The sequence below is a fragment of the Prevotella sp. AGR2160 genome (assembly GCF_000424185.1).
GTDB lineage: Bacteria > Bacteroidota > Bacteroidia > Bacteroidales > Bacteroidaceae > Prevotella.
In genome coordinates, this window is record NZ_AUJK01000004.1 from 1 (window position 1) to 24,462 (window position 24,462).

Sequence of the window (24,462 nt, forward strand, 5' to 3'; positions counted from 1 at the left end):
GCTACTGTTGCGTTTCAGCTCTCTGGTAATGGTTGACGGACTGACTTTTATAGCAGCTGCTATATCTTTTTTCTTGGAATTGTTTGCAAGCAACATAGAAATTGCGTACCTTTGCTCTGAAGTCAAATGTTTGTACATAAGCAATGCAAATATATTTGATTTTGGGGAGAAAGCGTTCTCCCCTTTTTCTTTTTATCTGTCATTGCCAGTTTTCTTAACCTATATCAAGTACAAGATATCTTGGGGGCTTCTCGCCCCCAGTCCCCTCGGTGTTTTATGGTATATATTTTTTCAATATATTCCTCAACTCCGATTGCACTTCTATCTTGAACTTGCAGAGATTTATCAAAAAGAATATATCACATCTCAGTATTGGCATCACCATTGACGGTACTCAGAAAAAGCATGATTTAAATCGCATCTACAAAAAGATACGCCCAAATGAAGAGGAACGTGGGTCATATGCTGATGTTGTTAATAATATCCCCTTGTGGTTAAAAGAATTCCCCGGAGTGGGCACAAAGGTCACAATTAGTAGTGCGGATATTCCTTATATAAAAGAGAGTGTATTGCATCTATATAGGCTTGGCATTCATGAAGTAAATATCAACTGCGTGTTTGAGTACGTATGGCATGAAGGCGACGAAATACTGTTTGAAGACCAGTTGATGCAACTTGCAGATGCGATTATCGACGGTGGTTACTATGAGAATTACGCTTGCTCGTTTTTTCAACAAAATATCGGGCATCCACTTAATCCTGTTACGGAGAACAACAATTGGTGCGGCGCCGGAATGATGCTAAGTGTCGATGCAGAAGGTAATTTTTACCCTTGTACTCGCTTTGCTGCATACTCTTTGCGCTCAAAGAAACCTATTATTATTGGAAATGTATGGGATGGAATTGATCTGAACAAACTTCGTCCATTTCTTACACTTGACCGTATGACTCAATCACCGGAGAAATGTAGAATTTGTGAAGTGGCCAGTGGGTGTGCATGGTGTCAAGGTGAAAACTATGATGCAGCAGACACTTCTACTATCTACCAACGATCTACAGCTATCTGTAAGATGCACAAAGCCCGTGTTCGTGCTAACAATTATTATTGGAACAAGTTGGATAGAAAACTTGAGAAAGAGAACAAGAAAGTTTCTTCAGAAAGCACCTATCGTGCTCCGCAAAGCAACTTCGCTCAAAACTGTTAAACCATGTTGCAATATATAGTTATTCTTCTTGATGATACAAGTACTTCTTTCTGTCATTATTCTGTGGATAAGACAGGACAGAAACTTATGCCAATAGAAACCCTGCGAAAAGGTATTTTATTCGCTATGAAAGAGAACCTTTCCGTACAGTTTGTCTATCCATCGTATAAACTGCCTGAAGAATATTTGGGGGCAATTGATGAGGTAGATCATTTCAATATCATGCCAGCATCAATTGCGAAAAATGATGCTGATGCAATTGTTGTGGATGGATGGGAATTTAATGAGAAGGTGACTTTTCATATACCTTTGATTATACGGACAGGCAAAGTTTCTCTCTTTCAACATGCCGACAAGTTGAAAGAAGCATTGAAACATTCTATGAGGATTGATGTCGTGATAACGGATGTCGATACTTTCAAAGAAGAGGATTTCAAACGGTATGAAAGTATTTTGAATGATTTTGCTGATGCTGTTGAGCAAATGTATGTAGAAGGGCTCTCACCACAACTGAATATTCTTACCGATCGAATGATGCTCCGTAAGATGAATAACTGTGGTGCCGGAGACACTACTATAACACTTGCGCCCAACGGCAAGTTCTACATCTGCCCGGCTTTCTACTATGAGGATAAAGAAGACAAAGTCGGAGATTTAATAGAAGGCCTTGATATAAAGAATAAACAGCTCTATAAGTTGGAATATGCTCCTATATGTCGTCATTGTGATGCATGGCAGTGTAAACGGTGCGTTTGGCTCAATAGGAAAACGACGCTGGAAGTTAACACGCCATCCCATGAGCAATGTGTGGTAGCGCATATAGAAAGAAATGCATCAAGAAAATTGCTTAGCAGTATACGTCAGCATGGTACCTTCTTGCCAGAGTTCGGAGAGATATGTGAAATAGATTACCTCGATCCGTTTGATAATAAAAGAAATTGGCAAAATAATTAATAAAGTGTATGAAAGTCAACTATTTCGGTATTATAACCGCAGTGGTCTGTGTAGCTCTCACGATGATCTGTGGATCATGTGAAGATAAACAGGCACGTGAAAAGATAGCTCAATTAGAGAAAGACAAGGCCCAGCTTGAGGTGCAAAAGGCAAAATTGGAAAAGGCAAATAAAGAAGCCGAGCAGGTGAAGCCTAATTTTGACGGTGTAGGTATGGTTGCTGAGACACGTCGAGAAGCTTCGTCACTATCTAATCGCTATTCTGCCAATACGCAAACAACACCTCAGCCATCTACACCTCAATGGGAAAAGTACGGCAATGTTGAACTTTAGACTTATACAGAAGTAGATCCGTTATTCCATAGTAAAGGATATCAGTTAAAATGTACAGGTGAAGGTACTGTATATGTTTGCCATACGGAGTATGGTGATAATTATGAACTCCGGTATGTTAATAACGGGCGGCACTACTCTTACCATGTATCAAGAGGTAACTTCACCGTTGAAACTGATGATGGTATAATGCAATTTAATGCACATGCAGGAGCTCACTATTTTGACATGTAAAATTTAACAAATTAAAATATGAGAAAGAAAGTTGGACAGGTTTCTGAATCTGAGAAACTGCAGATTCAGCAACTTTTCGAGCGGCGTAATGGCTTAGCTGAACTAGCGAAAATAGTTACGGCCGACAATGATGAGTTATATAATAAACTCGTGAAGGACATGGGTGAAACCAGTAGCAAGTTTCAACAATGGTGGGACGATACAAGTAGTAAATATAACTGGGAATCGTCTCAGAATGGCCATTGGGAAATAGACTTCAACACAAATAATATTTATCTCGTAACGGAGGAGTAATGATGTTTTTAAACCAACTGTTAATGATCGGCACATCAGAATTGCTTCTTGTAGCCGGTATAGCACTATTGCTTTTTGGAGGTAAAAAACTTCCAGAAATGATGAAGGGGTTAGGAGAAGGCGTTCGGAGTTTCAAGGACGCAGTTAATGGAAATTCGTCAGAACAAGCTAGACAACCAGTATCAAAGAACAAAGAGGAGGAATCTGCGACTGGTTCAAAAGGAGCAGACTATAAAGAAGACTCCAACCATATAAAGGATGAAGAAAGAAAACAAGAATGATAAACTCATGACATTTGGCGGGCATCTTGAGGTGCTGCGTCAAATGTTGTTTCGCATTATCGGAATAACGACAATATTAATGGTCGTTATTTTCTATTTTAAGGCGGAGACTTGGAATATCTTATTGTGGCCCACTAATTCTGATTTTATCCTTTATCAGGTATTACAGCATTGGATTGACGAAGCGGGAATAAACATGACTGTAAATAACTTCCATGTAGACATGATAAGTACTGATCTCTCTTCACAATTCATGACACATGTATCAACATCTCTTTATATAGCTCTTGTATTGGCTTCTCCCTACATAGTCTTTGAAATATATTCTTTTATATCGCCTGCTCTTTATGACAATGAACGTAAAGGATCGAAGATTACGTTGATAGCCGTCTATATTCTATTCTTTATAGGCTTAGCTGTCAATTATTTCATTATTCTGCCATTGTCGTTCCGATTTTTAGGAACATATCAAGTCGCCCCAAGCATCAAGATAAATATTACACTTGATAGCTACATCTCGATGTTTCTTTCGCTGTCATTAATCATGGGGTTGATTTTTCAGATGCCTGTATTATCGTATTTCATGGCAAAGTTTGGACTTATCAAATCATCTTTCCTCACTAAATACCGACGCCATGCTATTGTCTTGATTGTACTGCTATCGGCAATAATCACGCCTCCTGATCTATTCTCTTGTATAGTGGTTTCCATCCCCCTCTATGCTCTTTTCGAGATTAGTATTCAGGTAACAAAAAAAGTAGAAGTTAAAGATGAACAGAATCACTAAAAGCTGGCTGGTGATTGCTGACATCTTAGTTTTCCTCGTTCTTACAAAAACGTTAGAAGACCTCAGAGATATTTGGAACGTCGATTACTTGGAATGGAAAGGGCCATTATCTTCTTGCCAAATTTGCGCTCGTCGGTGAAGCCATTATGCTTGCTATGAGCTATGAGGACGACCACGCCGGAAATAACTTTCATAAGAACCATAAAATTCCCTGTTTGACAGATCAGGATTCAGTCCCATACATCGTCCCATACATTCGGACTGGTTGGTGGTCGGCGAACGACAACAAGGGTTGCACCTTACTAGTGAGGACATTCCTTTGTCGTCATCCTTAAGCCTCACGAACTGCGATATTTGTTTTCCCAATGTTTTCCCACTACCCAAACTTTCCCAAAGTTGATGGACAATGATTTCCTATGATAGCGTGGAGGAAGATGAAAAAGCGGTGATACTTCACTGCGTATCATGGCGTTTTCAAATGGGGACTGTTTTCCCATTGTTTTCCCATATAAAAAATTAAGGAGCTACGTTTTGAACGTAGCTCCTTGATTTTCAGTGTAGCGGGGGTGGGCCACGATCCCACGACCTCCGGATTATGAATCTGAAAAATTAAGTTTTATTGATATTTAACGATTAGTTATTTGGTTGATATTCAATAATTTAGTAACTTTGCGATAGTTGATGAGACTCCAAAATACCCCAAAACTCAACCTATTTGGTTTTCGCATAGTTTTCGCGTCTATGAAAATGGGGCAAAATAGTCCGAATCTCTGCGTGTTTTCGCAGAAAGTATAAAAATAATTTAAAACGTAAAGATATATGGCAACACTCGCTACCTCTTTTATGACTGGCAGAGAGCGCAACTGTACCTATTCAATCGTTCTCGATAAGCGGTCAAACCGCACGCGGACGAATGAATTTCCACTTTCTGTCCGTTTTACGATTGACAAGAAGTCAATCTATCTGCCAATAGGCGGCAGTTATACTCCGCAATATTTTTCAGATGTAACAAATGCTAAAAAGAGCCGTTCGGCCAAATATACAGACCAACAACAATGGGCTGTAATCATTGAAAAATATAAGACAATTCTGTCTGGTCTGAATCGTGGACATGACCTTACGCTTGAACAAATCAAGACCTCCATTTCTGGCAAGAGTGACAACGATGAGATCTCCTTTGTCGGTATATGGGAGCAGATTATCGAACGTCTGAACAAGGAAGGTCGGTTCACCACAGCAGAGTCGTATACTTGTGCTCTGCGTTCTTTCAGTAAGATACTATGGAACACCCCCGTAATCGGATTCAAGATCAACTCTGAAACCTTGCAGAAATGGAGTGATGGGATGAGGAACGGCGTGGAAGACAAAAAAGGGAAGACAATCGGCAAGATAGCCGATGCGACCCGTGGTATCTATCTCCGTACTGCCCGTGTGGTATGGAACGAGTGTGTCAGGCTTGGCTATTTGTCAAATGCTGAATACCCTTTCTCCAACAGAAAAGCCCTTGGTCTGGTCAACATCCCGAAAGGGGCAACACGCAAAGATCGATTTCTTAATGTGGAGCAGATGACCGAGCTCTACTATATCTTCCGAGACCATAAGTATCCGGACGCATGGGGAAAGGTCTATACGGAGAAGGCGCATCAGTCACTTGGCCTTTTCCTCGTACAATATCTCTGCAATGGCTTCAACCTTGCCGATGCAGCCCAACTCACGTATAACAACTTCTACTTTCAGTCACAAGGAAAGGCTTTTTTGTTTAACCGTAAAAAGACCGCTGGGAGAAGTGAGAACGGTGCGGAGGTTATCATTCCCATCATCGAGCCACTGCGTTATATTCTGCATGACATTGCCGCAACACCGGAGATGGACAAGGCTGTCTTTCCTTGGATTCTGAATGGGGCCACTGACGAGAAAACAGTTCGGCGGCTGACCTCACAGGAGAACTCTAATGTGAAGGATCGTGTGATAAGGATCTGCGACGAGTGCCTTCACTGGGATATTCGCCCCAGTGGAACGTGGTGCCGCCATTCTTTCGCTACGAACCTTCGTAATGCAGGTGTTGAGATGAACTACATCTCTGAGAGTATGGGACACTCTATGCCCGATCATTCGGTGACGGAACTCTACATTGAGCATTACCCATTGGCGAAGCAGATGGAATACAATTCTCTGTTGTTGGACATCAAGAGTAATACCGAACAACGAAAGCAGAAGATTCTGAACTGCCTTTCGACACTACCGCTGGAAGAGCTTGAAGAGATCATGCGCGAGCGTCAGGCACGCCTGAAGGCAGCACTGTCATTTCGTGACCGCAACTGCACTTTTTCGCTCACACTTGACAAGCGGACGAACAGGAAGAATCCCGAGAATTATCCATTGTCAGTGCGGTTTACCATAGACCGTAAGTCGATTTACCATCATGTCGGCAGAGAATACAGTCAAGCAGAATATGAACAAATTCGCGATGCTAAGGAAGGTGATGCACATTATGAGGAACGCCGACACTGGGGAGAACTGATGGATCAGTATGAGAACTTAATCAGAGAAACGGTTAAAGGCCATGCGCTCACTTTGGATGTCATCAAGAGTAGATTAAACATTAAAGCAGATTGAGTAACAAGCAAATTGAAGTGAAGATGAACAAGATTTTTATTCCGCCGTGACGCAATAGAACGAAGATGAAATCGTTATAATAATACTTCCAAAGGTGGCCAGTGGCCACCTTTAACCGGTAACATTTCGAAAATATGAAGAAGTTAGACCAACTATATGCCATCTGGAAGAGCTTGCAGCCGTTAGAAAGCCGCAAGCAATATCTGCTGAGCCAGCGGTTTACCGTTGACTATAACTTCAACAGCAATCACATGGAAGGCAATACCCTTACCTATGGGCAGACAGAGCTGCTGTTGCTTTTCGGCAAAGTCAGTGGTGATGGCGACTTGAAGGACTTCAATGACATGAAGGCCAGTCAGGTAAGTCTGAAGATGATGGAGGAGCAGGCGCATCTGAGCTCAATGCCACTGACACAGAACTTTATCCGTACGCTCCATCACACATTGCTGCGTGAGGACTACAAGGTTTACAGAACGCTGCCCGGTGGCGAGCAGACAAGTTACACCATACATGCAGGAAGATACAAGACCCGCCCTAACAGTGTGATAACCCGCTACGGTGACCGGTTTGATTATGCATCGCCGGAAGAGACACCAGCACTCATGACCGACCTCGTAGACTGGTATAATGAAGAAGAAACCCAAGGGGCGCTGACACCCGTCCAGTTGGCCGCCTTGTTCCATTACAGATACATCCGCATACATCCCTTCGAAGATGGCAATGGCAGAATAGCGCGACTGATGGTAAACTACATCCTCGCCCGGCACGATTGGCCGATGGTGGTTGTAAGAAACCGCAATAAGAGTCAGTACATAGACGCTTTGCACCAGTCAGATGTAGCCATCGGTCCGACGCCCTCCGATGGAGCCCATGCCTCTTTTCAGCAGATAGGAGCGTTTGCCCGTTATTTTCAGAAACTTGTAACAACGGAACTTGAATATGACATCGACTTTGTCAAGGAGCAGTCTCCCAATGTCTGGTGGTATGACGGACAGAAGATTACGTTCCGCAGCAAGTCAACGCCTGTCATTCTGAAGGCCCTTAAAGACGATCCGGATATCACCATCGAGTCGTTAAGCCAAAAGGCTGGCATAGCCACCTCAGCTGTCAAAAAGCAACTTCGCCAGATGACGGACAAAGGCTATATAGAGCGGCGTGGTGAAGGTGGCGCCTGGTATGTGTTTGCCTCACCCTCGGTGTAAAGACATAATAGCATTCTCACAGAATCACATTATAATATATGTGAATCTGTGAGAATGAGATACCTACTTTGCTTTCTGAATCTCCGCCTTGTGCTCATCCACGAACATCCGCAGGATGGCATTGACGACATGCTTGGTCGGTACGGGCTTGCCACATCTAAGGTTGAAAGCCTCAATCTGACGGTACAGTCCCTTGTCTATCCACACTTGCGACTCGGCAATCTTCCCGGCCTTGGAAGCTGAAGCGAGATGCCACAATGCGGATAATCCTTCTGAAGGAATTGGCCCATTGGAGGGCTCCAGTGTCTTGACTGCACCTTTCGGCTTCGAAGACGCCTTGCTTCCGTTCTCCTTCGGCACTGTCTTCGCCTTTGAACAGGCCTTCTTCGTTGAGTCTTGTGTACGCTTGCCGTTGTCATCCTTAGTCCCGCCAGTGGAGAGTTTAGGCACTTCTGCATCCGCTTTATCCTCCGTGCTCGAATGAAATTCAGGGACAGGCTTGCTGTCTTGACTCATGCGTTTTCTGTTGCTCACTTTCTTCGGCTTAGGCATTTCCGTTGACTTCTGCCAGGATGGAGTTGGAGCCTCATTGACCCGTCTGACCAGCTCATGAATATCGCCAAAATGAAGATTCTTGTCTGTTGAATTACGTGTTTCCATAGTAGTATAAGTTTATTGGTGAATACTTTTTTGTTCTCTACATTGACATACCGCCCTTGAAGCGGCGCTCGTCATCGATGTCGTCCCAACGGCCGCGTTTGCCGCCTACCTCAAACTCACGGTTAAAGCCGTTGCCGGTATAATGTGTGAGGACACTCATCAGTCTCTGCATCAGTTGCTGATGCTGACTTATAAACGAGGCTATCTTGTCCGGTGCATCATCCTTACTTGCGTAACTCGGATACACGCCAATGTCGTCATATCTAAGGTTCCGCACGATGGCATTTGCCTCGTCACGGGCAACATGCTCCTTGAAGAGACGCACTTTTGTCTCGTTGAACGCAGCCTTGTTGCCGTCGAGTCTGTTCATCATCCGGCTCTCCTGGTCCGTGAGGTCGTAATGAATGGTGCTGCCGTTACTGTCGAAAGCCACGCGCCACAATCCATTCATCAGTTTGTAGCACCTTACGTCCCCCTCAGGCAACTCCAATGCGTTTCCACCCACCTTGACATACGCCTCTGCCAACTGCCGGCGGTAGGACTCGTAAATCTCCTTGTAGAAGTAGAACACGGCAAGCCGGATAGCAATGTCGTCATGGGCTTCAGCCGGCGCCTTGCAATACCATTCCGTCTGGTTATCGGTGATGGTATGGTCGTACGTCTTGCCGTCCAACTCCATGCGGACAATGTTTTTGCCATTCACGGAGCAAGCTCTTGCCCTGAACATAGGGCGGTAAATGTCAAGCGTACTGTCGGAGCTGTAGATGGTAGCCTTGACTGTCTCCTTAGGAGTCTCGTTTTCTTTGCTTGCAGGTGCCTGGCTGCGGTTGTCGAATGACGGTCGTGTCGCAGTGCGGTTTTGACTTGTCCCCGTATCAGATGCACTCGTCTTTTTGACCCTGTCCGAATCTGAGTCATTGGCTCCAGAGTGTAGGTCTCTGTTATTCCACAGATCAGCCCATTTCGGAATGTCACTTTGCTCAACTCCCTTATTTGACCATGCTGGCAACTTGACATTATCTGAAGGCTTAGCCTTAGAAACCGATGACGTTTTATCCACACGCTTAGTTGTCTTTCGAATTGCTTTCGATTCCTGTGCAGCCTTCCACTCCGTGATGCCTATGATGTCTGCGAGTTTCATCACCTCACTGCCGTTGAGTGCCACCTTATTATTATGGTCAACGATCCCATAGCCTCGGACCACGCCGTTCTTGTCTTTCTGAAAATGGACAGCTATGCCGAACTTATTGCGGAGCTCGTCGATGAACCATTGCATCTGATACTGTTCCAGCTTGGAGAGCGGTTTGCCTTTGGCATCGGTCAGCTTCTTGACTTCAGGAAGAATCTTGACCTTCTTTCGTTTCATCAACTCTTTCTTGGTCTTGGCATGCTCTTCCTCTTTGCCTTCCGATTTCATTTTTTGGTCATCATCACTATAAGGGGCCTGCTTCAGACTCAACTCTCTGTACTTGATGATGATGGCCTTTAAGCGTTTGGCTGTCTCCTCCCGTCGTGCTATGTCGCGCTTGTCTGTCTTCACCTCGGCAATCCGTGCCTCAATGTCACTGCGTCTGACTCTGATGGTCTCGGCACCGCCATGATAGAACGACAGTATGCCGTTGCCTTCTTTCGACTCCCCAACCTTATAGTTGAATTCGCGTGCGATGTTCATCAGTTGTCCCTCGGTCGTAAAACTGTACCCGAACATCCGTCTGATGTCATTCTGCTGGTCCTCGCAGACGACCCGGTTGAGTGCGGCATTGAGCCTGCGATAGTCGTGATGGTCAGACATCAGCCGTCCTTTTTCGGTTATCCTCGTTGTGAGGATGTGCACGTGGTTGTTCTCCGTGTCATGGTGGAAGTAGATGAAGTACGGCTGACAGCCCATGCCGTATTCACGCATCATGGCGTGGGCTATGCTGACCAGCTGCTCCTTGTTCTTCTCCTGTCCCTTGCAGGATAGGGCAAGATGCAGCTGCCATTGCGTTGAGCGGGTGTTGCCATAGGTCTCGGATCGACCTTGCAGATACCGCTCCACCTCTTTGCTGCCGTCAATGCCCACGCCATGAAGCGTGCGCAAGGTATGCAGAAAGTTGCCGTCGATATTGGCATAGCCCGCGAGCTCAGCTACTCCTTCCAGGACCTTCTTCTCGTTGTAAGCCGCCCCGGGGAACACGCCACCGTGGACGGACTGTAGTTTCTTGATAATCATAATCTCTGTGTTATTGGTTTTGACTATTCGGTGGTTATGTGGTGACCATACTGTGGTCAGACAATGACCAAACCATGGTCGGGAGATGACCAAAGCCCGGTCATGTGATGACCATGCCGTGGTCATGTTATGGTTGTTGTACTGTGGTAAAATAGTCTTTCACTCTCTTCCAGATGTTGGCGTTGACAGTTCGGGCAGAGTTCATCGCCTTCCGGATAACATCCAAGTTGTCCGCTGCCTGGCGTGTCACCGGTGTCGGACTGGACATTGCCTGCGCGTTGACATGATAGGCTATCTGGTTGATGTTGTTGCCGATGCGGTTCAACTCCCGGTTCTGGTTGATGTAATCATCATGTACAGCTGCCAGCATTTTAGACGCATCTTCACTCATACGTGTAAAACTATTTCCTAATCGGTCGAGTTCGGCGTTGCCACCGGCACCACAGAAGTCGCAGTGATAAAGTGAGTAGCGGAACATGTCACTCATGTTCCCGTCGAAATGTTCGTTGGCGATCTTCTTCGCCAAATTCTTCACTGTGGAGTCCACACGGAACTGTATGAACTCCGTTTTGTTTTGTGTGTTTTTCTTCATGTTATCATCAGGTTTGTTTTATATACAAAGTGATAAAGAGAGCGAGTTTCGAGCGAACTGGATCCCATCCCTTGAAGGGTGGGCAAGTTGCCGTTGTCATGACAAACGGCATAACTTGCCCCCATCAACTTTCAAAAGATTGCTCATCAATTTAGTGATAAAGTGAGACACCATAATCCTTGCAGATTTTGAAGAAGGTGGCGATGGTAATGCCGCCGTTGCCTCTCTGTAAGCTGTCAAATTTTCGGTCGGTCTCACGCCGGTCATACTTCTCGTTCTGGCTGCTGCATAAGTGAAAAAATTCTCTACCACTCTCTCCAAGGCTGGCAAGGGCAAAGCCGACTTTTATCCAGTTGTCGTAGGTGGAGGTGATGTCAATATTCCTCTCCGCTACCACCTTGCAGCATCGAGCTACTTGTCCGATAATATTACCGTCCTTGTCAGGAGAGAAGTCTGCGGTGCGAATAGGTTTCGGGTGTTCTTTGACCTTTACCTTATTATATACAAGCGCATGCTCATTGACGAAGGGACGGTCGTCAGCACTCTTGGTTCTGAGCCGGCAGATGTCAGAACAGTTACGGTCAAGGGTGATGCCCATCCGGGAGAAGTCATCGGCGAGTTGCAGAAACTGTCCCTTGTGGCATGACGGATACTTGATGGGTACAAGCAGGAACACGCCCCTGCCGCTGACGCTCAGACTGGCGTAGGCGATCTGCGGTATCGCAGCCAGTTGCCATTTCAAACTCTCCCAGTCGTGGATGTTCGGATTATCCTGCCTATCTATGTCAAGGCAGATGAAGCCGGAGTGCTCCTTTAGATTCTTGCTGCAGCGTGTCGGCTCAAAGACTCCACTGACGGTGGCGCATGGCAATTGCCGCTTGAGTGCTGAACGGATGGTTTTGTCCTCAGTGGCTCGTATCCGTATTATCTCCTCACGGTGGTCGTCACCGAAAAGAAATTCTGACAGCAGTTGCTTCCTGCCCACGTTGTCGTAGGCGTTGTTATAGACCGTGATGGTCTTGTCGAATATGGATTTGTTCATCATGTATACTATATTGTTTTCTGTGAGGGTTACACCCGTATTCCCCGTAAGCGCCCATAAACATTGGCTTTCAGCGGTGTGTAACCGTAACCGTGTAACCACGACCGTCGTTAGATTTATTCCTCCATGCTGTAGAGGATCGAAAGGTTACAGGGTTACAGTTACACTGCCACTAATTGCTTTGTTCATTGGTATTTATAGCGTCTTGAGGTGTAACCCCGGAGTTGTTGATTGTGTCATCGGACAGACCGGACTGTGTGCTGGCTTTCGGCAGATACTTGTACAGCTGCTCACGTGTCATTCCACAGCTTTCAGCAAATTTGCTTTTGTTCGTGATGGGATGGAACCGGTTGAGGGTACGGACAGCATCGCCAAGGGTAATCTGCCGCGGGGCATCGCTGGCTTGCAGCATCCCGTGAACTTTCTGCGCCCATCCCTCGAAGATATGCATACATCTGATAGCAAACGCTACTGCCTCGCCAGTGATGACAGGCTTGCACGGCGTGTCGTTGACGAAGTGGTCGCCCATCTCCTCCTTGGGTATGTTGGCGAAGAACTCAATCTCATCACCATGGAGCAGCGTGGCTATCGCCGCCCACTTCTCAAGATAGATGAACAGCTTGTCGCGCACCTCGTCCATGTAGACATCATTCCCCTCGCACTTCTTCATTCTTATCTCACGGAAGTAGTCGTTGAGAAGCAGCTGTGCCTCGTCATCGAAGGTGAATGTCATCGGCGCGATGTTATGGAACTTCACGATCAGCTGTTCCCAGTAGTCAAGCACCATCGAATCGATACCTGTCAGCGACCGCTCAAGAGTTACCTTTATCTCCGGCGCGACGAAGAGCCAGCGGTAGTTGAAACCACTGTTTATCATCTGCTCCTTACCCAGTATTGTGGGGAGAATACCCGGTTGTATGCCTCCGACAACCGTCAGATACGGTTTGGGGATGATCAGCGGCTCGTCGCCGGCACGGATGATAGAGATGTGCTCGTTGGTGAAGATGGACAGGAAGTCGGGGATGCCGCCGCTGCCATTGCTGTAGCGTCCGCCCAGGTCCTCGATGAAGCCCACGAGCTCATCACGGCGGGCAAACAGTCCGTGTGGGTTCCATGCCAGCATCTTGTTGATGGCTTCGGGTGTCGGATTGGAGACATAGAGTATCTGCGGATTGGGCATGTTTGTCGTGTCCTTCAACTCCAGGCAACGCTGCTTCTCCTCCTTGTAGGCAAGATGCTTCTGCAAGCTGATGTTTTCCAAGGGCTTTACCAGCAGACTCACCGGCTGTGTTTTGTTGCTTCCGGGTGGAGCCACATGGCAGACGTTGATGTTGAGCATATTGGTGTACTTGCCGTCAAACACGCTTACCTTCGTTCCCACTGCACCGGACACCACCGCAAACATCGTGGAGATGACGATATCCTCAGAACAGTCCATCACCTGCGCAATGATGTCGGCAATCTCCGACACCTCTGCCATCAGGTAGTCCGCCGGCAACTCATGGACGGGCTTGTCCATGAGTGCGTCGGGGCGGATAGCAACTTCGTTCATTTCGTTAGGTTGTGCCATAGTCTTCAGGAATTGGTGATTGCAGTGCCGTTAGCTTTAGCGGATGCTGCGAGCTTCAGTGCCAGGTCAGCATCCACGACGATCTTGCGCCCCACCTGTGTGATGGCATCATCGATGACGCCACTCCGCTTGATGCGGTTGGCAGTGGGGATGCTGCAGCCGAAGGTGTCGGCAATGCCCTTGATGCCATAGACAAGGCGACGCGGCTTCGGTAACTCTGTGTCTGACGACGCCTTATCGCCTTGCTTGTTGAGCAGTGGCAGGTTACTTACAAGGAAAGCGAGCTGCTCTCCGGTCATCATGCAGACAGGTGTCTGCAATAAAGTCTCGAAAGTAAATACGTGTTCCATAAGATTAGTGTTAAGATTTAATTTCGCTGCAAAGGTAACAGGCTTTTCCGGGCTTTTTGGTACAATGAAAAGCACTTTAATTTTTTGTACCAAAAAATAGAATGTCATTGAGCCTCTGTACAGTTTATACAGCAACAAAAAAGCAATGGAGTCTCTGTGAGTCCATTGCTTTTCCCTCTTGGTAAAATATTTATAATAGCATGTTGCTGGCCGTCAAGAATCACCGGCGTTGCAGTTGAGGAATACCTCCTTCCATTCCTCAATGATCTTCTTAGCTTTCCTCATGCTGCTCTTATTCTCCTTCAGCATGCCGGGCATACTGCTGATTTCACTGTAGCGTCTCTGTGCTTTCTGATAGGTGTATTCTTTTCCAAACCGCTTGTTGACAGCTTCAACAAAGGTGGAGAAGGGGTAATGTCTCTTCATGCAGCTGGTCCTTTCAAGTGCTATGAGCAGATAGGCCATGGCAATAGACTCGTCATATTCTTTTGTGAACTGTCCTATCGCCAGCATGATTTCTCCGTGTGTGTCGTCTTTCAGCATGTCTTCCAATGACACCAACTCTTTCTTCTGCCCGTGGTTATCCTCGGCATAGCGCAGAGCGTTAGCTACCTCTTTCCACAAATCATCACTGTCTGTTTCATCCATCACTTCCCTCCATGAGCTTTTGTCATGAATGCCCATGGCAGTAGAGGCAGAGACAAAATTGCTGACGATCCCACTGAATATCCCGAGTCCCGGGTATCCTGCCTCACCTGTCTGCAAAATGGACGGCAGCAGCTTTGCCACTTTCTGCAGTCCCCTGTCTTTGAATATATAGTAGTAGGCGAAGATGGCAGTCTCGTCTTTTTCTTCACGGACGATCGTCCTCAGATTCTCGAACATGGTCGGGACGTTTACGCCCAAGACTACGTAAAGGAACATGATGCAATTGTTCATGGCCGTCATGTATTCCTTTAGTTCCGCCTCTGTCTCAAACATAAAGGACAAAGTGTCGATAAATGATTGCCGCATCATCGGCGGAATGCTGTTTTTCAGCTTCTCATATTCCTCCATATCCAGATACAGCCCATCGAACGGTTCCTCTTTCTTGTCGGTAACTGATATGTTCCCGTCATAACTGACCGCAATGGTTCTACGGTTGACGACACATTCCCGGGCAAGGTTGTCATAGTTCTTGGCATTGAATGCGTCTTCAAGTTCATTTCCGATGCCATCACCGAAGAAGACGCGGAAGGCAGTTTCAAGCATCGTTTTGCAATCTTGTGGAAGGCATCTCGACATCAAAGCACCCAACTTCTCCATTCCCGGTGCGCCCCCTTCCAAAGAAGTACCCTCGATCTCCTTTACGAAGGCGGCATACCTTTTCTTTTTCCCTGTCATCTCGGCAGACACAAACGCAATGGCTTCATCTCTCCTTTGTCTGATGGCTTCTCTTTCCTTTTTATCCATGTCCAATCAATTGTTTCATACTAAAAAAGTCGGCTCTTTGCAGGGTCGGCTTCAATGATATTGTCTACAAAAATAAGCATTTACGTTTGATTTGACGCTATAGCGCACAGATAACTTCTTATCTATTAGGATATTTTAGAATTTCTATGTGGTCTGTTAAGTCATTTATGCCTGACAAATGAATGTCTTTCCTGACATTTGTCTGACATTTGCCTATTTTACATCTGATACACGCGGCTCATGCCGTCGGGTTCCATCGGGGCGATGGGTTGGCGAAGAAGAACAAGGTAGAAGCGGGGGAAGGTCTCGACGGGCGGATGGTCGGCGATGTAGCGGTCTATCTTCTGTCGGGCCTCGTTGCGCAGGGTGTCGTCGCGGCATGGTACGAGGCGGTCTTCATCCACAAAGGCGATGTGCCAGAAGGCCATGTAGCCGATGACGTAATGCTCCACGGCTGCGGCCTTATCCTTGTCGATGCCTGGGATATGAACCAAAAGGGGCTGGCGATCATTTTCGCAAATGCCCACCACGGCCCATGAGAGATTTATGTATTTGAAGTTGTTCTGCATAGTTGGGATGTTTTAGAGCCTTTTCTTTTCCTCATTACCAGCACCCGTACCTTTGTACTTTGAGTTTGTGGCGTTGAAGTTATATGTAAGCGATACACCGACGCTTTGTGTATAGACATAAGCATCCTTTGCCGTTGTGGAAACGGGATAATAGCCCGTCCATCGTTCACGGAGATTGCGGAAGATGTCGTTGGCAAAGAGGGCTACGGTGAGGTTGCCGTCGAGGAAGGTCTTCTGTACTCGCGCGTTGATGTTAAATTCATGAGCATAGTGGTTAAAGCCATAATCGTGGCTGGTGGAATAATGCAGATAGAGCATCGCCTTCGTGGCTTTGTTAATGGTGAACCAGTTGCGGAAGTTTATCTGCCATTCAGGTTTGTTGCGTTTTGTGGCGAGGCCGTATGCCTGGGTGTCGAAGTTCTGCTGCCAATAGCTCAATGTCAGCGTGGGACTGTAGAAACCGAATTTGGGCGAGGCAGTCAGCGAAGCGTTGAAACTCTCGAACTTGTCGAAGTTGCGGTTGGTCCAGATGGTGATCTCTGTTCCTTCCTGATACAGATAGCCAAAGTTCAGTCGCAAATCCTTGTTGTAGCCGTAGCCTGCTGTGAAGTTCAGCCATGAGTAGGTGACGTTAAGGTCGATGTTCTGCTTGATGGTAGGGCGCAACAAAGGATTCCCGCCTTCGTACTCATAGCGATTATCGTATTGCACGTTTGAGTTCAGAGCCTGATAGTTGGGGCGACTGATGCGCTTGTTATAGCCTAGTTGGATGCCCCATTTGTTCTTTTGCCAGCCGACGGAGAGATTCGGAAACAGATCGTGGTATTTGCGGCTCGGCTCTGTTTGGTACTGACCGAAGGAATAGTAGTCGGACGTGACGGTCTCGTAACGTAGTCCGCCGTTGAGACTCCAATCACCCAACTTCAACTTGTATTCGGTAAATCCCGCTACATTGCTTTCCTTGATTTCATCATTGGACGGAGCCATCACTTGCTCCACATTACTATAGATTCCGTGGCTGTTGGAACGTGACATTTCCGTGCCAGCACTCAGTTCGCCTTTCCATATCGGATAGGTCAGCACCAGTTTTCCTGCCAACATGTGGTTGCGGTTCTCGTTGTGGGTAGTCACGGTACGGTCGGCCAGTTGCAGACTATGTTCAAAGGATGCCTGGTCGCGCATGTTTTTCTCCCATATCCACGAGCCGTTGAAGTCAATGCCGAGTTTCCCGGCCTTGCCCACATAGTAGATGTTTGCCTCATGCTGCGGGCGGTCACTTATATTCATTTCAATAAATTGGTCAACCATTCCTTCGGGGGCGTTGTTTCGTGTGATGGTCTGCTGTGTCTGAGCCGTTCCTCTTCCATAGAGTGCCCCGCTTAAAGTATAGGAGAAACCGATGGAGTTTTCATCATTGAAGTCATAACTGGATCCTATCTGTCCGCCAAGCATGGTGTACCAAAAATTGTTGGGACATACTTGTATGATGTTTACGTGATTACCGTTTGCCCGGATGTCAGTCGTTATTGTATTGTCCTCGGAATGGTTGTCGTTATTGATCATCATGTTTCCGAACACCTCCAAACCGCCCGTGCGATATTTTACCGTGGCATCGTCGTAGGTTGTCCATTTCTCGTTATATTTTACTTGGCTGGATGCCTCCATGCTGATGCCGTCGCCCTGACGCTTCTTCGTCTTTATGCGGATGACCGCCCCGACTTCTGCATTGTACTTGGCACCAGGCGAGGTAATGACATCCACGCTCTTGATGTCGGTGGACTTCAGCCGCTTCAGTTCGCGGGCGTTCTGTACTTTCTTGTTGTTGATGTAGATTTCAGGTGTACCTTTGGCAAAGACGGTGAAGTTGCCGTCGCCACCCTGTACCTGTGGCAGCATCGACAGTACATCGTCAGCCGTGCCGACATCCTTCAGCAGCGAGTTCTGAATATCGACGGTCATGCCTCCCGCGGTCATCTTATATTGTGGACGTTCGCCCTTCACCACCACTTCACCCAACTCTTTCGTGTCTGGCTGCATCTGGATATCGCCCACATTGCCCGTCCGTGCATCGAGATACTTTGTCGTATATCCAACACTTGTCACTTTCAGCAGACCATCTTGTATGTCGGTGCTGATGCTGAATGTTCCGTCGTCCTTGGTCATGGTTCCTGCGATGAAAGCGGAATCGGCACGGCTGACGAGCACAACATTGGCAAACGGCATCGGCTTGGCCTGCTCGTCAATCACCCTGCCGCTGATGTCCTGTGCTGCCGAGACTATCGCCACGAGGCACATCATTGAAAATAAAATCAGTCTTTTCATACCTTTTACGAGTTTTTGCCCGCACGAGTTTTTGCCCGCAAAATAAATGAAACGACCAAAAACATCTACTACCCAAATGGGTAATTCTGCATCGCGGAGATGAAAAATTACCCATTTGGGTAGCAAAATATGTTAAAATCGTGGGGATGATGTCATTCCCGACGTGCCGTCGCCTACCCGTAGCCTTTCAGACGAGGCCGTAATTGGTAGCAAGGGCGAGGGCTTCGGTAATGTTCTGCACGTCGAGCTTCTCGAAAATCTGGCGGCGATAGAACTTCACGGTGTCGAACGAGCGGAGCATCTTCTCGGCTATCTCTTTCATGGTGTAGCCCTGTGCCGAGAGCGTCAGAATCTGCTTCTCCTCAGGCTTCAGGGTAATGGTCTCGCAGCTCTTCCATCGGTGGGCCTCCAAAGAATACTCGCGCTTCTCGCCCGTATGGAACTGGAAGAATTCGATGTGCCCGGCCTCCTTGTGGGGCGAGAGCGAGACGGTACAGAGGGCCAGCCAAACGCGGCCTTCCGTGGTCATGGCAAGGGGCGTAATCTTGTGGTTGACGAGCAACAGACGATTGCCGTTGGTGATGTGAAAGTCGTAGGACATCATGCACTGGCGGCGGTTCTCCAAAGGTTCGTCGTAGAAGGCACGGAACCCGGAGCGGTTTAGTTCGGTGAGCATCGGCACCTCGTCCTCAGGCACGTGGCTCAGGTAGAAACCGTAGCCCATCTGGCGTACCTCGTCGGCAGTGTGTCCGCAGAGGAAGAGCGGATTGTCCGAGACGTAGAGGAAGTTCTTGCGGTAGTAGTCGATGATGTAGATGCTCTGGTAGGTGGTCTGCGCGAAAGCCTGCGCCGCCTCCACGTAAGGCTGTGCCCTCTGGTAGTCGGCATCGGTGATGCCCTCCACGCGGTTCTCGTACAAAAAGAAATCGTCTATCTGTACCATATTGCTCTTTGTTTTATTCTGTTATACTGTAGAACGGACGCCCTTACGGTAAGTCCCCTCCTTACCCTCGCGCTCGCAATGCTCGGCTATGCCGCTTTGCTTGCAAAGAGCTCGCGCAGCGCCTCAATATCAATACTGTTTTTCCCGAATTTCTGTTCTATGTTGTTGCATTGCCTTATTATTTGTCATACTCTACCCCATGCTCCATGCAATAGTTGCTTATTTCGGCACAAGCCCCCCCACCTGTTTCGGTCATATTCCCCCACTTTGAACATGCCGATACAGATGGTACGACAAAATTAATAACTATTTTCTTAAACTGTCTCCTTTTAATCAAAACGATATGAAGTTTTAACTATTCGGTCGATGATCGAGTCTGCTATGGTCTTGTTTTTCGCAAGGACATCATACCAGTCTGATATCGGTAACTGGCTTGCGATGATGGTTGACTTCCTTGCATGCCTGTCCTCAATGATCTCCATAAAGTCTATGAGTTGCTGCCCGCTGAGCTTGACAAGTCCGAAGTCATCCACGATAAGCAGATCGATGCCGGACAGCTTGTCGAAGAACTTGGATATGCTCGACTCTATCCGTGCCATGTTTATGGCCTCACTCAGCTTCTGCATATTGTAGTAGTTGACCTTGTAGCCGTACATGCATGCCTGCCGTCCGAGCGCAGTGGCGAGATAGCTCTTGCCAACTCCCGTCGGGCCTGATATAAGCACAGATGTACCGGTTTTGAGGTAGTCGCATGTTGAGAGTTGCATGATACGGTCCTTGTCCCGTCCTTTGGTTTTGTCGAAGATAATTCTCTCAATGCTTGCCTCATAGCGGAACCGGGCGTTCTTGAGAAGCCTTGCAAGACGGCTCACCCGTCTTTTGTCACGCTTCGATTGGAGCTTCATTTCCATTCCCTCGCCCAAGGTTATATCCATGGTCTTGCGTGTCTCGAGGAAGTCCTTACGATACTCTTCCCAAAGCAGACACATCGTCACGCCGGTCTTGCCCAGTTCCTTTGTGATATACTCCAAACGCCCGGCAAGATCCTGGAAGCATTTCTCGCTGTACGCTGCATTACCGCCCGTATAGCGGTGCTCAAGCACAGGATCCTCCAACTTCAACAAGCCGTCCGGTCCGATGGAATCCTTGTCCACGAGCTTGACATACTTGCCGACAGTCTTCTTGTCCATGCCAAGCATACGTCCGATCTTGCGGTTTGATACTTGCTCCTTGTGGAGCCTGATTAGTTCTTTCAATTTTGACATCTCAATACTTTTTGCTGCCATGATACTCGAATTTTTATGGTAATCCGAGTTGCAAATGTATCGCTATTTTGCCAAATGGGGGACTTTGCTCCGTGACAAGCACTGCGAGTTGGGGAGGGAAGTGTTCCATTTTGCTCCGAAACAAGGTCTCTGACAGTTAGATAGAAAATCAAAACGACCCGTTTTGCTCCGAAATAAAGTAGACTTCCGGCCTTCCTCCGCGTTGCTGTTCCACTTTGCTCCGAAATAAAAGGCCGAAATAGAAGTGCAATCGGTTGACAGGTTTAAGCTAAATAATCTATACCTGAAAACACCGAGGGGCCATTGGACGAGCAGCCCCCATAAGCGATCTTGAACGGCGTATTCTTTTTTGCCATGTTAACGGGAGATGGTAAACGTTAAAGTACACTTGTTCCTTGTTTTATTAAATGGTATTTTATAAATTTGCAGTGTTTTATAAAGTATCGCTTAATAAAATTTTGAATAAGGATACGTCAGGATGTCTACTACAACTCGGGTGTGGAGGTCGATTTCTTTGTCCCTGACGAGGGCCTTGCCATTCAGGTTTGCTATAATCTTAGTCATAGCGATGGCACTTATGAGAGAGAGGTGTCTGCCCTGAAGAAACTTCCTTCGGCATTGGAGTGCAAGCGCCGTCTCATCATCACTTACGACGAGGATGCGACCATCGAGGATAATAATGGAAAGATCGAGGTGTTGCCCTATTGGAAATGGGTGATAGCCTGATGTCTACTTTCAGCGACCGGAAAATGTGAAAGGGAGGGAAGGACAACGAAAAGACAGTAATGCCCACAACTTGTCCTGAGAGGATACGACGTGCGTTTTGTCAATATTTTGAGACGGGGTGATATTCAATGACACAAGCCATCGGACTATTTTTTGGCTGATACGCCACTAAATATCATGGGCGAACTGAAGGGCTATGGTTTTCGCATAGTTTTCGCATGTATGAAAAAAGCACTTGCGGAAGTCCGTAAGTGCTTGATTATCAAGTAGCGGGGGTGGGCCACGATCCCACGACCTCCGGATTATGAATCCGACGCTCTAACCAGCTGAGCTATCCCGCCATCATCACGTTCTTGCTAGCGAAAGCAAGCATCGCGGCAAACTGTTGTTTCGTTTGCGGGTGCAAAGGTATAACAATTATTTGAATTCACAAAATTTTTACAGGAAAAATATTTGTATTTGAGAAAAAAACATTATTTTTGTAGCCGAAAAGAGTTTTCATATAACCACCTCCGGGCTCTGGCGACAGTGTCTGCGAGTACAGATCTCTACGTATATGGAGAAAGTCTATATTGAACGAGGATTGGAGGAACAGTCCGTGCATGCCTTATGGCAACTGATCAGTACGGCTGAAGGGATGACATTATGGATGGCCGACTGCGTGATCGGCCATGAAGGTCAGCTGCAGTTCACCTGGGGCAATCCACTGGGTGAGCATCACACGCAGACGGCCACGGTCATCGACCAGAAGAAAAACAAGTTTTTCCGCTTTCACTGGGACGGTGAGGATACCGACACATTCGTGGAAATGCGCATTGAGCGCAATGAGTTGACGGAGGATCTCACGCTCTGCGTCACCGATTTCTCTGATGACGGGGAGTCGGAAGACCTGAAAGCATTATGGGACGAGGATTTCGACCGTCTCCGGCAAAACACAGGATTTTAGTCTCATGAACAACCTCAAAAAATATTATCAAGACCAAAGTGCGGCATGGGGAGAAGAGATCCGTCGGTTGTCACGTCGCAACCACCTCTTCATCCTTTCGGAGATCAGCTGTGCCCTCTGCTTCCTCTTCTGTGCCATCCGCTGGGCTATGGTTCCCGCCGTCCATGCGTGGGCCTTCGGCGTATTTGCGCCCATTCTGCTCTGGGTGATCATCTCCCGCATCGACCAGAACAACACGCGGAAGATCGACGAGCTGACGGCCTTGAAGAAAGCCAGTGATGCTGAGATCGGTTACTTGAAGGGCGATTTCAGTCCCTTTGATGCTGGTGAAGATTTTATCCATCCCCAACACGAATACAGTTTCGACCTTGACCTCTTCGGCAAGGACTCCCTCTTCCAACGGCTCTGCCGCTGCGTCACCACCGGTGGGCGGGAATTGCTTGCCCATGAGTTGGAACATCTCCATTGGAATGCGAAGCGCCCCGTGCTCATCCGTGAACTGGCCGGCAAGTCTGACTTTCTTCTCTCTTTTAAGGCCATGCGCTACCGCAAAGGCGGCGTTGTCGACAGCGATGCCGTCATGCGTGCTATCCGGCAGTTGAAAACGGTCAACGTACCTCTCCCCTACCGCGGCTTTCTCGGACTTCTCTTGGGCTGGCTACCACCGATCGGCTTCTGGACCGTGCTTCTTCTCTGCATTCTCGGCATGTCAACGGCGACAACCGTCATCTGGTGGGCCGTCATCCTGTTTTTCGTGGCCTTTGCCGTCTGCGGCAGGACGCTGGCGCCTATCACCGGCTCCACCTCTTCCCTCCTCATCCATCTGAAAGGATACCGACAGCTCGTAGGCCTCATCGGGGAAGAGACCTTTGAGAGTTCTTACGGACGAGAATTACAAGACGCCCTCACCGGTGCCGGTGACTCATTCCGCCTCCTGGACCGTTTCATGCAGGGTCTCGACAGCCGAAGCAACCTCCTTGGGCTCTTCGTCATGGACGTTCTTTTCTTTCAGGATTTCTTCCTTGTACGCCGTTTCTACCGTTGGCAGCAGAAGACTTCCGGGAATCTTGACCAATGGGTCGAGCAGGTCAACCGCATGGATGCCCTCGTGAGTATGGCTACGCTGGCCTGCAACCACCCCGAAGCGACGACAGCTGAGATCATCGACGGAGAGGAAATCATCTATGAGGCCCGTGGTATCTATCATCCCTTCTTAGGGCTGAAAGCCGTACGCAATGACTTCATGATCAACGACCGCAACTACTACATCATCACGGGAGCCAACATGGCCGGCAAGAGTACGTTTCTCCGTACCATCGGCATCAACTATGTGCTGGCCCTCTGCGGCATGCCCGTCTTCGCCGATCATTTGCGTGTGACGGTATTCCGGCTCTTCACGAGTATGCGCACGAGCGACGACCTCACCCATGGCATCTCTTACTTCAATGCCGAACTGCTCCGTCTGCAACAGCTCATCCACTACTGTGACGCGGAGACAACACCGACACTGATCATCCTCGACGAGATCCTCAAGGGTACGAACTCCCTCGATAAGCTCAACGGCTCACGACTCTTCCTCGAAGCCATGCGCCACCGCCCCGTAAGTGGCATCATTGCCACCCACGACCTCGAACTCTCGAAGATGGAGCAGGCCTATCCTGAGCAGTTCCACAACTACTGTTTCGAGATCAAACTCGGTACCGACGTCACCTATACCTACCGTATCACGCCCGGCGTCGCCCGCAACCAGAATGCCACATACCTCTTAAATAAAATATTGGAGGAATAAAATTCTAAATGAAATATTAAATGAAAAAGTTTACAATTAAAAAAATATAAAACACAGGAATTTATTGTCCAAAAAGTTGCAATGGGTCTTTTTTATGC

23 protein-coding genes and 1 tRNA gene are annotated in these 24,462 nt (G+C 47.6%); 11 read left to right on the forward strand and 13 right to left on the reverse strand.

Features of this window, described 5'->3' with window-relative positions:
- A partial coding sequence (locus G604_RS13415) for a helix-turn-helix domain-containing protein (RefSeq protein ID WP_155941846.1) occupies nucleotides 1-138 on the reverse strand: 138 nt, incomplete at its 3' end.
- Nucleotides 139-269: 131 nt separating this feature from the next.
- Here G604_RS13415 and G604_RS13420 point away from each other — a divergent pair.
- The 8 genes from G604_RS13420 to G604_RS0103885 all read left to right on the forward strand — a co-directional run bounded on the left by G604_RS13420 (nucleotide 270) and on the right by G604_RS0103885 (nucleotide 7,905).
- On the forward strand, nucleotides 270-1,205 hold the full coding sequence (locus tag G604_RS13420; protein ID WP_255347074.1) for a radical SAM peptide maturase, CXXX-repeat target family: 936 nt from the start codon (nucleotides 270-272) through the stop codon (nucleotides 1,203-1,205).
- 3 nt (nucleotides 1,206-1,208) lie between these two features.
- Nucleotides 1,209-2,159: a CXXX repeat peptide maturase gene (locus tag G604_RS0103855; RefSeq protein WP_028909411.1), complete on the forward strand. Its 951-nt coding sequence runs from the start codon at nucleotides 1,209-1,211 to the stop codon at nucleotides 2,157-2,159.
- A gap of 8 nt (nucleotides 2,160-2,167) precedes the next feature.
- Entirely contained in the window at nucleotides 2,168-2,491 is a 324-nt protein-coding gene (locus tag G604_RS0103860) for a hypothetical protein (protein WP_028909412.1), read from the forward strand.
- A gap of 252 nt (nucleotides 2,492-2,743) precedes the next feature.
- Complete coding sequence (locus G604_RS0103865) at nucleotides 2,744-3,019, forward strand: CXXX repeat peptide modification system protein (protein WP_028909413.1); 276 nt, start codon at nucleotides 2,744-2,746, stop codon at nucleotides 3,017-3,019.
- Nucleotides 3,019-3,300: a twin-arginine translocase TatA/TatE family subunit gene (locus G604_RS13425; RefSeq protein WP_410524365.1), complete on the forward strand. Its 282-nt coding sequence runs from the start codon at nucleotides 3,019-3,021 to the stop codon at nucleotides 3,298-3,300. The genes G604_RS0103865 and G604_RS13425 overlap by 1 nt, the downstream gene beginning before the upstream one ends.
- Nucleotides 3,278-4,087 carry a twin-arginine translocase subunit TatC gene (gene tatC, locus G604_RS0103875; RefSeq protein ID WP_028909414.1) on the forward strand — a complete coding sequence of 270 codons (810 nt, stop codon included), beginning with the start codon at nucleotides 3,278-3,280 and terminating at the stop codon, nucleotides 4,085-4,087. The genes G604_RS13425 and tatC overlap by 23 nt, the downstream gene beginning before the upstream one ends.
- 819 nt (nucleotides 4,088-4,906) lie before the next feature.
- Nucleotides 4,907-6,703, forward strand: coding sequence for a tyrosine-type recombinase/integrase (locus G604_RS13430; protein ID WP_081657643.1), 1,797 nt, complete (start codon nucleotides 4,907-4,909; stop codon nucleotides 6,701-6,703).
- A 134-nt stretch (nucleotides 6,704-6,837) separates the two neighbouring features.
- The gene (locus G604_RS0103885) at nucleotides 6,838-7,905 is read left to right on the forward strand and encodes a Fic family protein (RefSeq protein ID WP_028909415.1); all 1,068 of its coding nucleotides are present in this window, start codon (nucleotides 6,838-6,840) and stop codon (nucleotides 7,903-7,905) included.
- Nucleotides 7,906-7,968: 63 nt separating this feature from the next.
- On the opposite strand, the gene G604_RS0103890 is transcribed toward G604_RS0103885, so the two are convergent.
- The 11 genes from G604_RS0103890 to G604_RS13435 form a co-directional block, all read right to left on the reverse strand.
- A complete protein-coding gene (locus G604_RS0103890) occupies nucleotides 7,969-8,565 on the reverse strand; it encodes a hypothetical protein (protein WP_028909416.1) in 597 nt (198 codons plus the stop codon).
- A gap of 37 nt (nucleotides 8,566-8,602) precedes the next feature.
- Nucleotides 8,603-10,777, reverse strand: a complete 2,175-nt coding sequence (locus tag G604_RS0103895) for a relaxase/mobilization nuclease domain-containing protein (protein WP_028909417.1) — start codon at nucleotides 10,775-10,777, stop codon at nucleotides 8,603-8,605.
- 127 nt (nucleotides 10,778-10,904) lie between these two features.
- Nucleotides 10,905-11,369, reverse strand: a complete 465-nt coding sequence (gene mobC / locus G604_RS0103900) for a plasmid mobilization relaxosome protein MobC (RefSeq protein ID WP_028909418.1) — start codon at nucleotides 11,367-11,369, stop codon at nucleotides 10,905-10,907.
- 151 nt (nucleotides 11,370-11,520) lie between these two features.
- Complete coding sequence (locus G604_RS0103905) at nucleotides 11,521-12,411, reverse strand: PriCT-2 domain-containing protein (RefSeq protein WP_028909419.1); 891 nt, start codon at nucleotides 12,409-12,411, stop codon at nucleotides 11,521-11,523.
- A gap of 172 nt (nucleotides 12,412-12,583) precedes the next feature.
- Complete coding sequence (locus tag G604_RS0103910; protein ID WP_028909420.1) at nucleotides 12,584-13,963, reverse strand: DUF3987 domain-containing protein; 1,380 nt, start codon at nucleotides 13,961-13,963, stop codon at nucleotides 12,584-12,586.
- A 23-nt stretch (nucleotides 13,964-13,986) separates the two neighbouring features.
- Nucleotides 13,987-14,331, reverse strand: a complete 345-nt coding sequence (locus G604_RS0103915) for a DUF3853 family protein (protein ID WP_028909421.1) — start codon at nucleotides 14,329-14,331, stop codon at nucleotides 13,987-13,989.
- Nucleotides 14,332-14,544: 213 nt separating this feature from the next.
- A complete protein-coding gene (locus G604_RS0103920; RefSeq protein WP_028909422.1) occupies nucleotides 14,545-15,783 on the reverse strand; it encodes a DUF6043 family protein in 1,239 nt (412 codons plus the stop codon).
- Nucleotides 15,784-16,001: 218 nt separating this feature from the next.
- Nucleotides 16,002-16,277: a hypothetical protein gene (locus G604_RS0103925; protein ID WP_155941847.1), complete on the reverse strand. Its 276-nt coding sequence runs from the start codon at nucleotides 16,275-16,277 to the stop codon at nucleotides 16,002-16,004.
- Nucleotides 16,278-16,364: 87 nt separating this feature from the next.
- Complete coding sequence (locus tag G604_RS0103930; RefSeq protein WP_028909424.1) at nucleotides 16,365-18,674, reverse strand: TonB-dependent receptor domain-containing protein; 2,310 nt, start codon at nucleotides 18,672-18,674, stop codon at nucleotides 16,365-16,367.
- 187 nt (nucleotides 18,675-18,861) lie between these two features.
- Nucleotides 18,862-19,617: a helix-turn-helix transcriptional regulator gene (locus G604_RS0103935; RefSeq protein WP_028909425.1), complete on the reverse strand. Its 756-nt coding sequence runs from the start codon at nucleotides 19,615-19,617 to the stop codon at nucleotides 18,862-18,864.
- Between the two features lie 329 nt (nucleotides 19,618-19,946).
- Complete coding sequence (locus tag G604_RS13435; protein ID WP_231376037.1) at nucleotides 19,947-20,903, reverse strand: ATP-binding protein; 957 nt, start codon at nucleotides 20,901-20,903, stop codon at nucleotides 19,947-19,949.
- Between the two features lie 498 nt (nucleotides 20,904-21,401).
- On the opposite strand from G604_RS13435, the gene G604_RS13440 reads away from it, so the two are divergent.
- Complete coding sequence (locus tag G604_RS13440) at nucleotides 21,402-21,629, forward strand: ATP-binding protein (protein ID WP_036904561.1); 228 nt, start codon at nucleotides 21,402-21,404, stop codon at nucleotides 21,627-21,629.
- Between the two features lie 267 nt (nucleotides 21,630-21,896).
- Here G604_RS13440 and G604_RS0103950 read toward each other — a convergent pair.
- Nucleotides 21,897-21,970, reverse strand: a tRNA-Met gene (locus G604_RS0103950).
- Nucleotides 21,971-22,185: 215 nt separating this feature from the next.
- Here G604_RS0103950 and G604_RS0103955 point away from each other — a divergent pair.
- Together G604_RS0103955 and G604_RS0103960 are read left to right on the forward strand one after the other, a co-directional pair.
- Nucleotides 22,186-22,575: an START-like domain-containing protein gene (locus G604_RS0103955; RefSeq protein ID WP_036904563.1), complete on the forward strand. Its 390-nt coding sequence runs from the start codon at nucleotides 22,186-22,188 to the stop codon at nucleotides 22,573-22,575.
- 4 nt (nucleotides 22,576-22,579) lie between these two features.
- Nucleotides 22,580-24,364 carry a MutS-related protein gene (locus tag G604_RS0103960; protein ID WP_028909427.1) on the forward strand — a complete coding sequence of 595 codons (1,785 nt, stop codon included), beginning with the start codon at nucleotides 22,580-22,582 and terminating at the stop codon, nucleotides 24,362-24,364.
- Nucleotides 24,365-24,462: the final 98 nt, after the last annotated feature.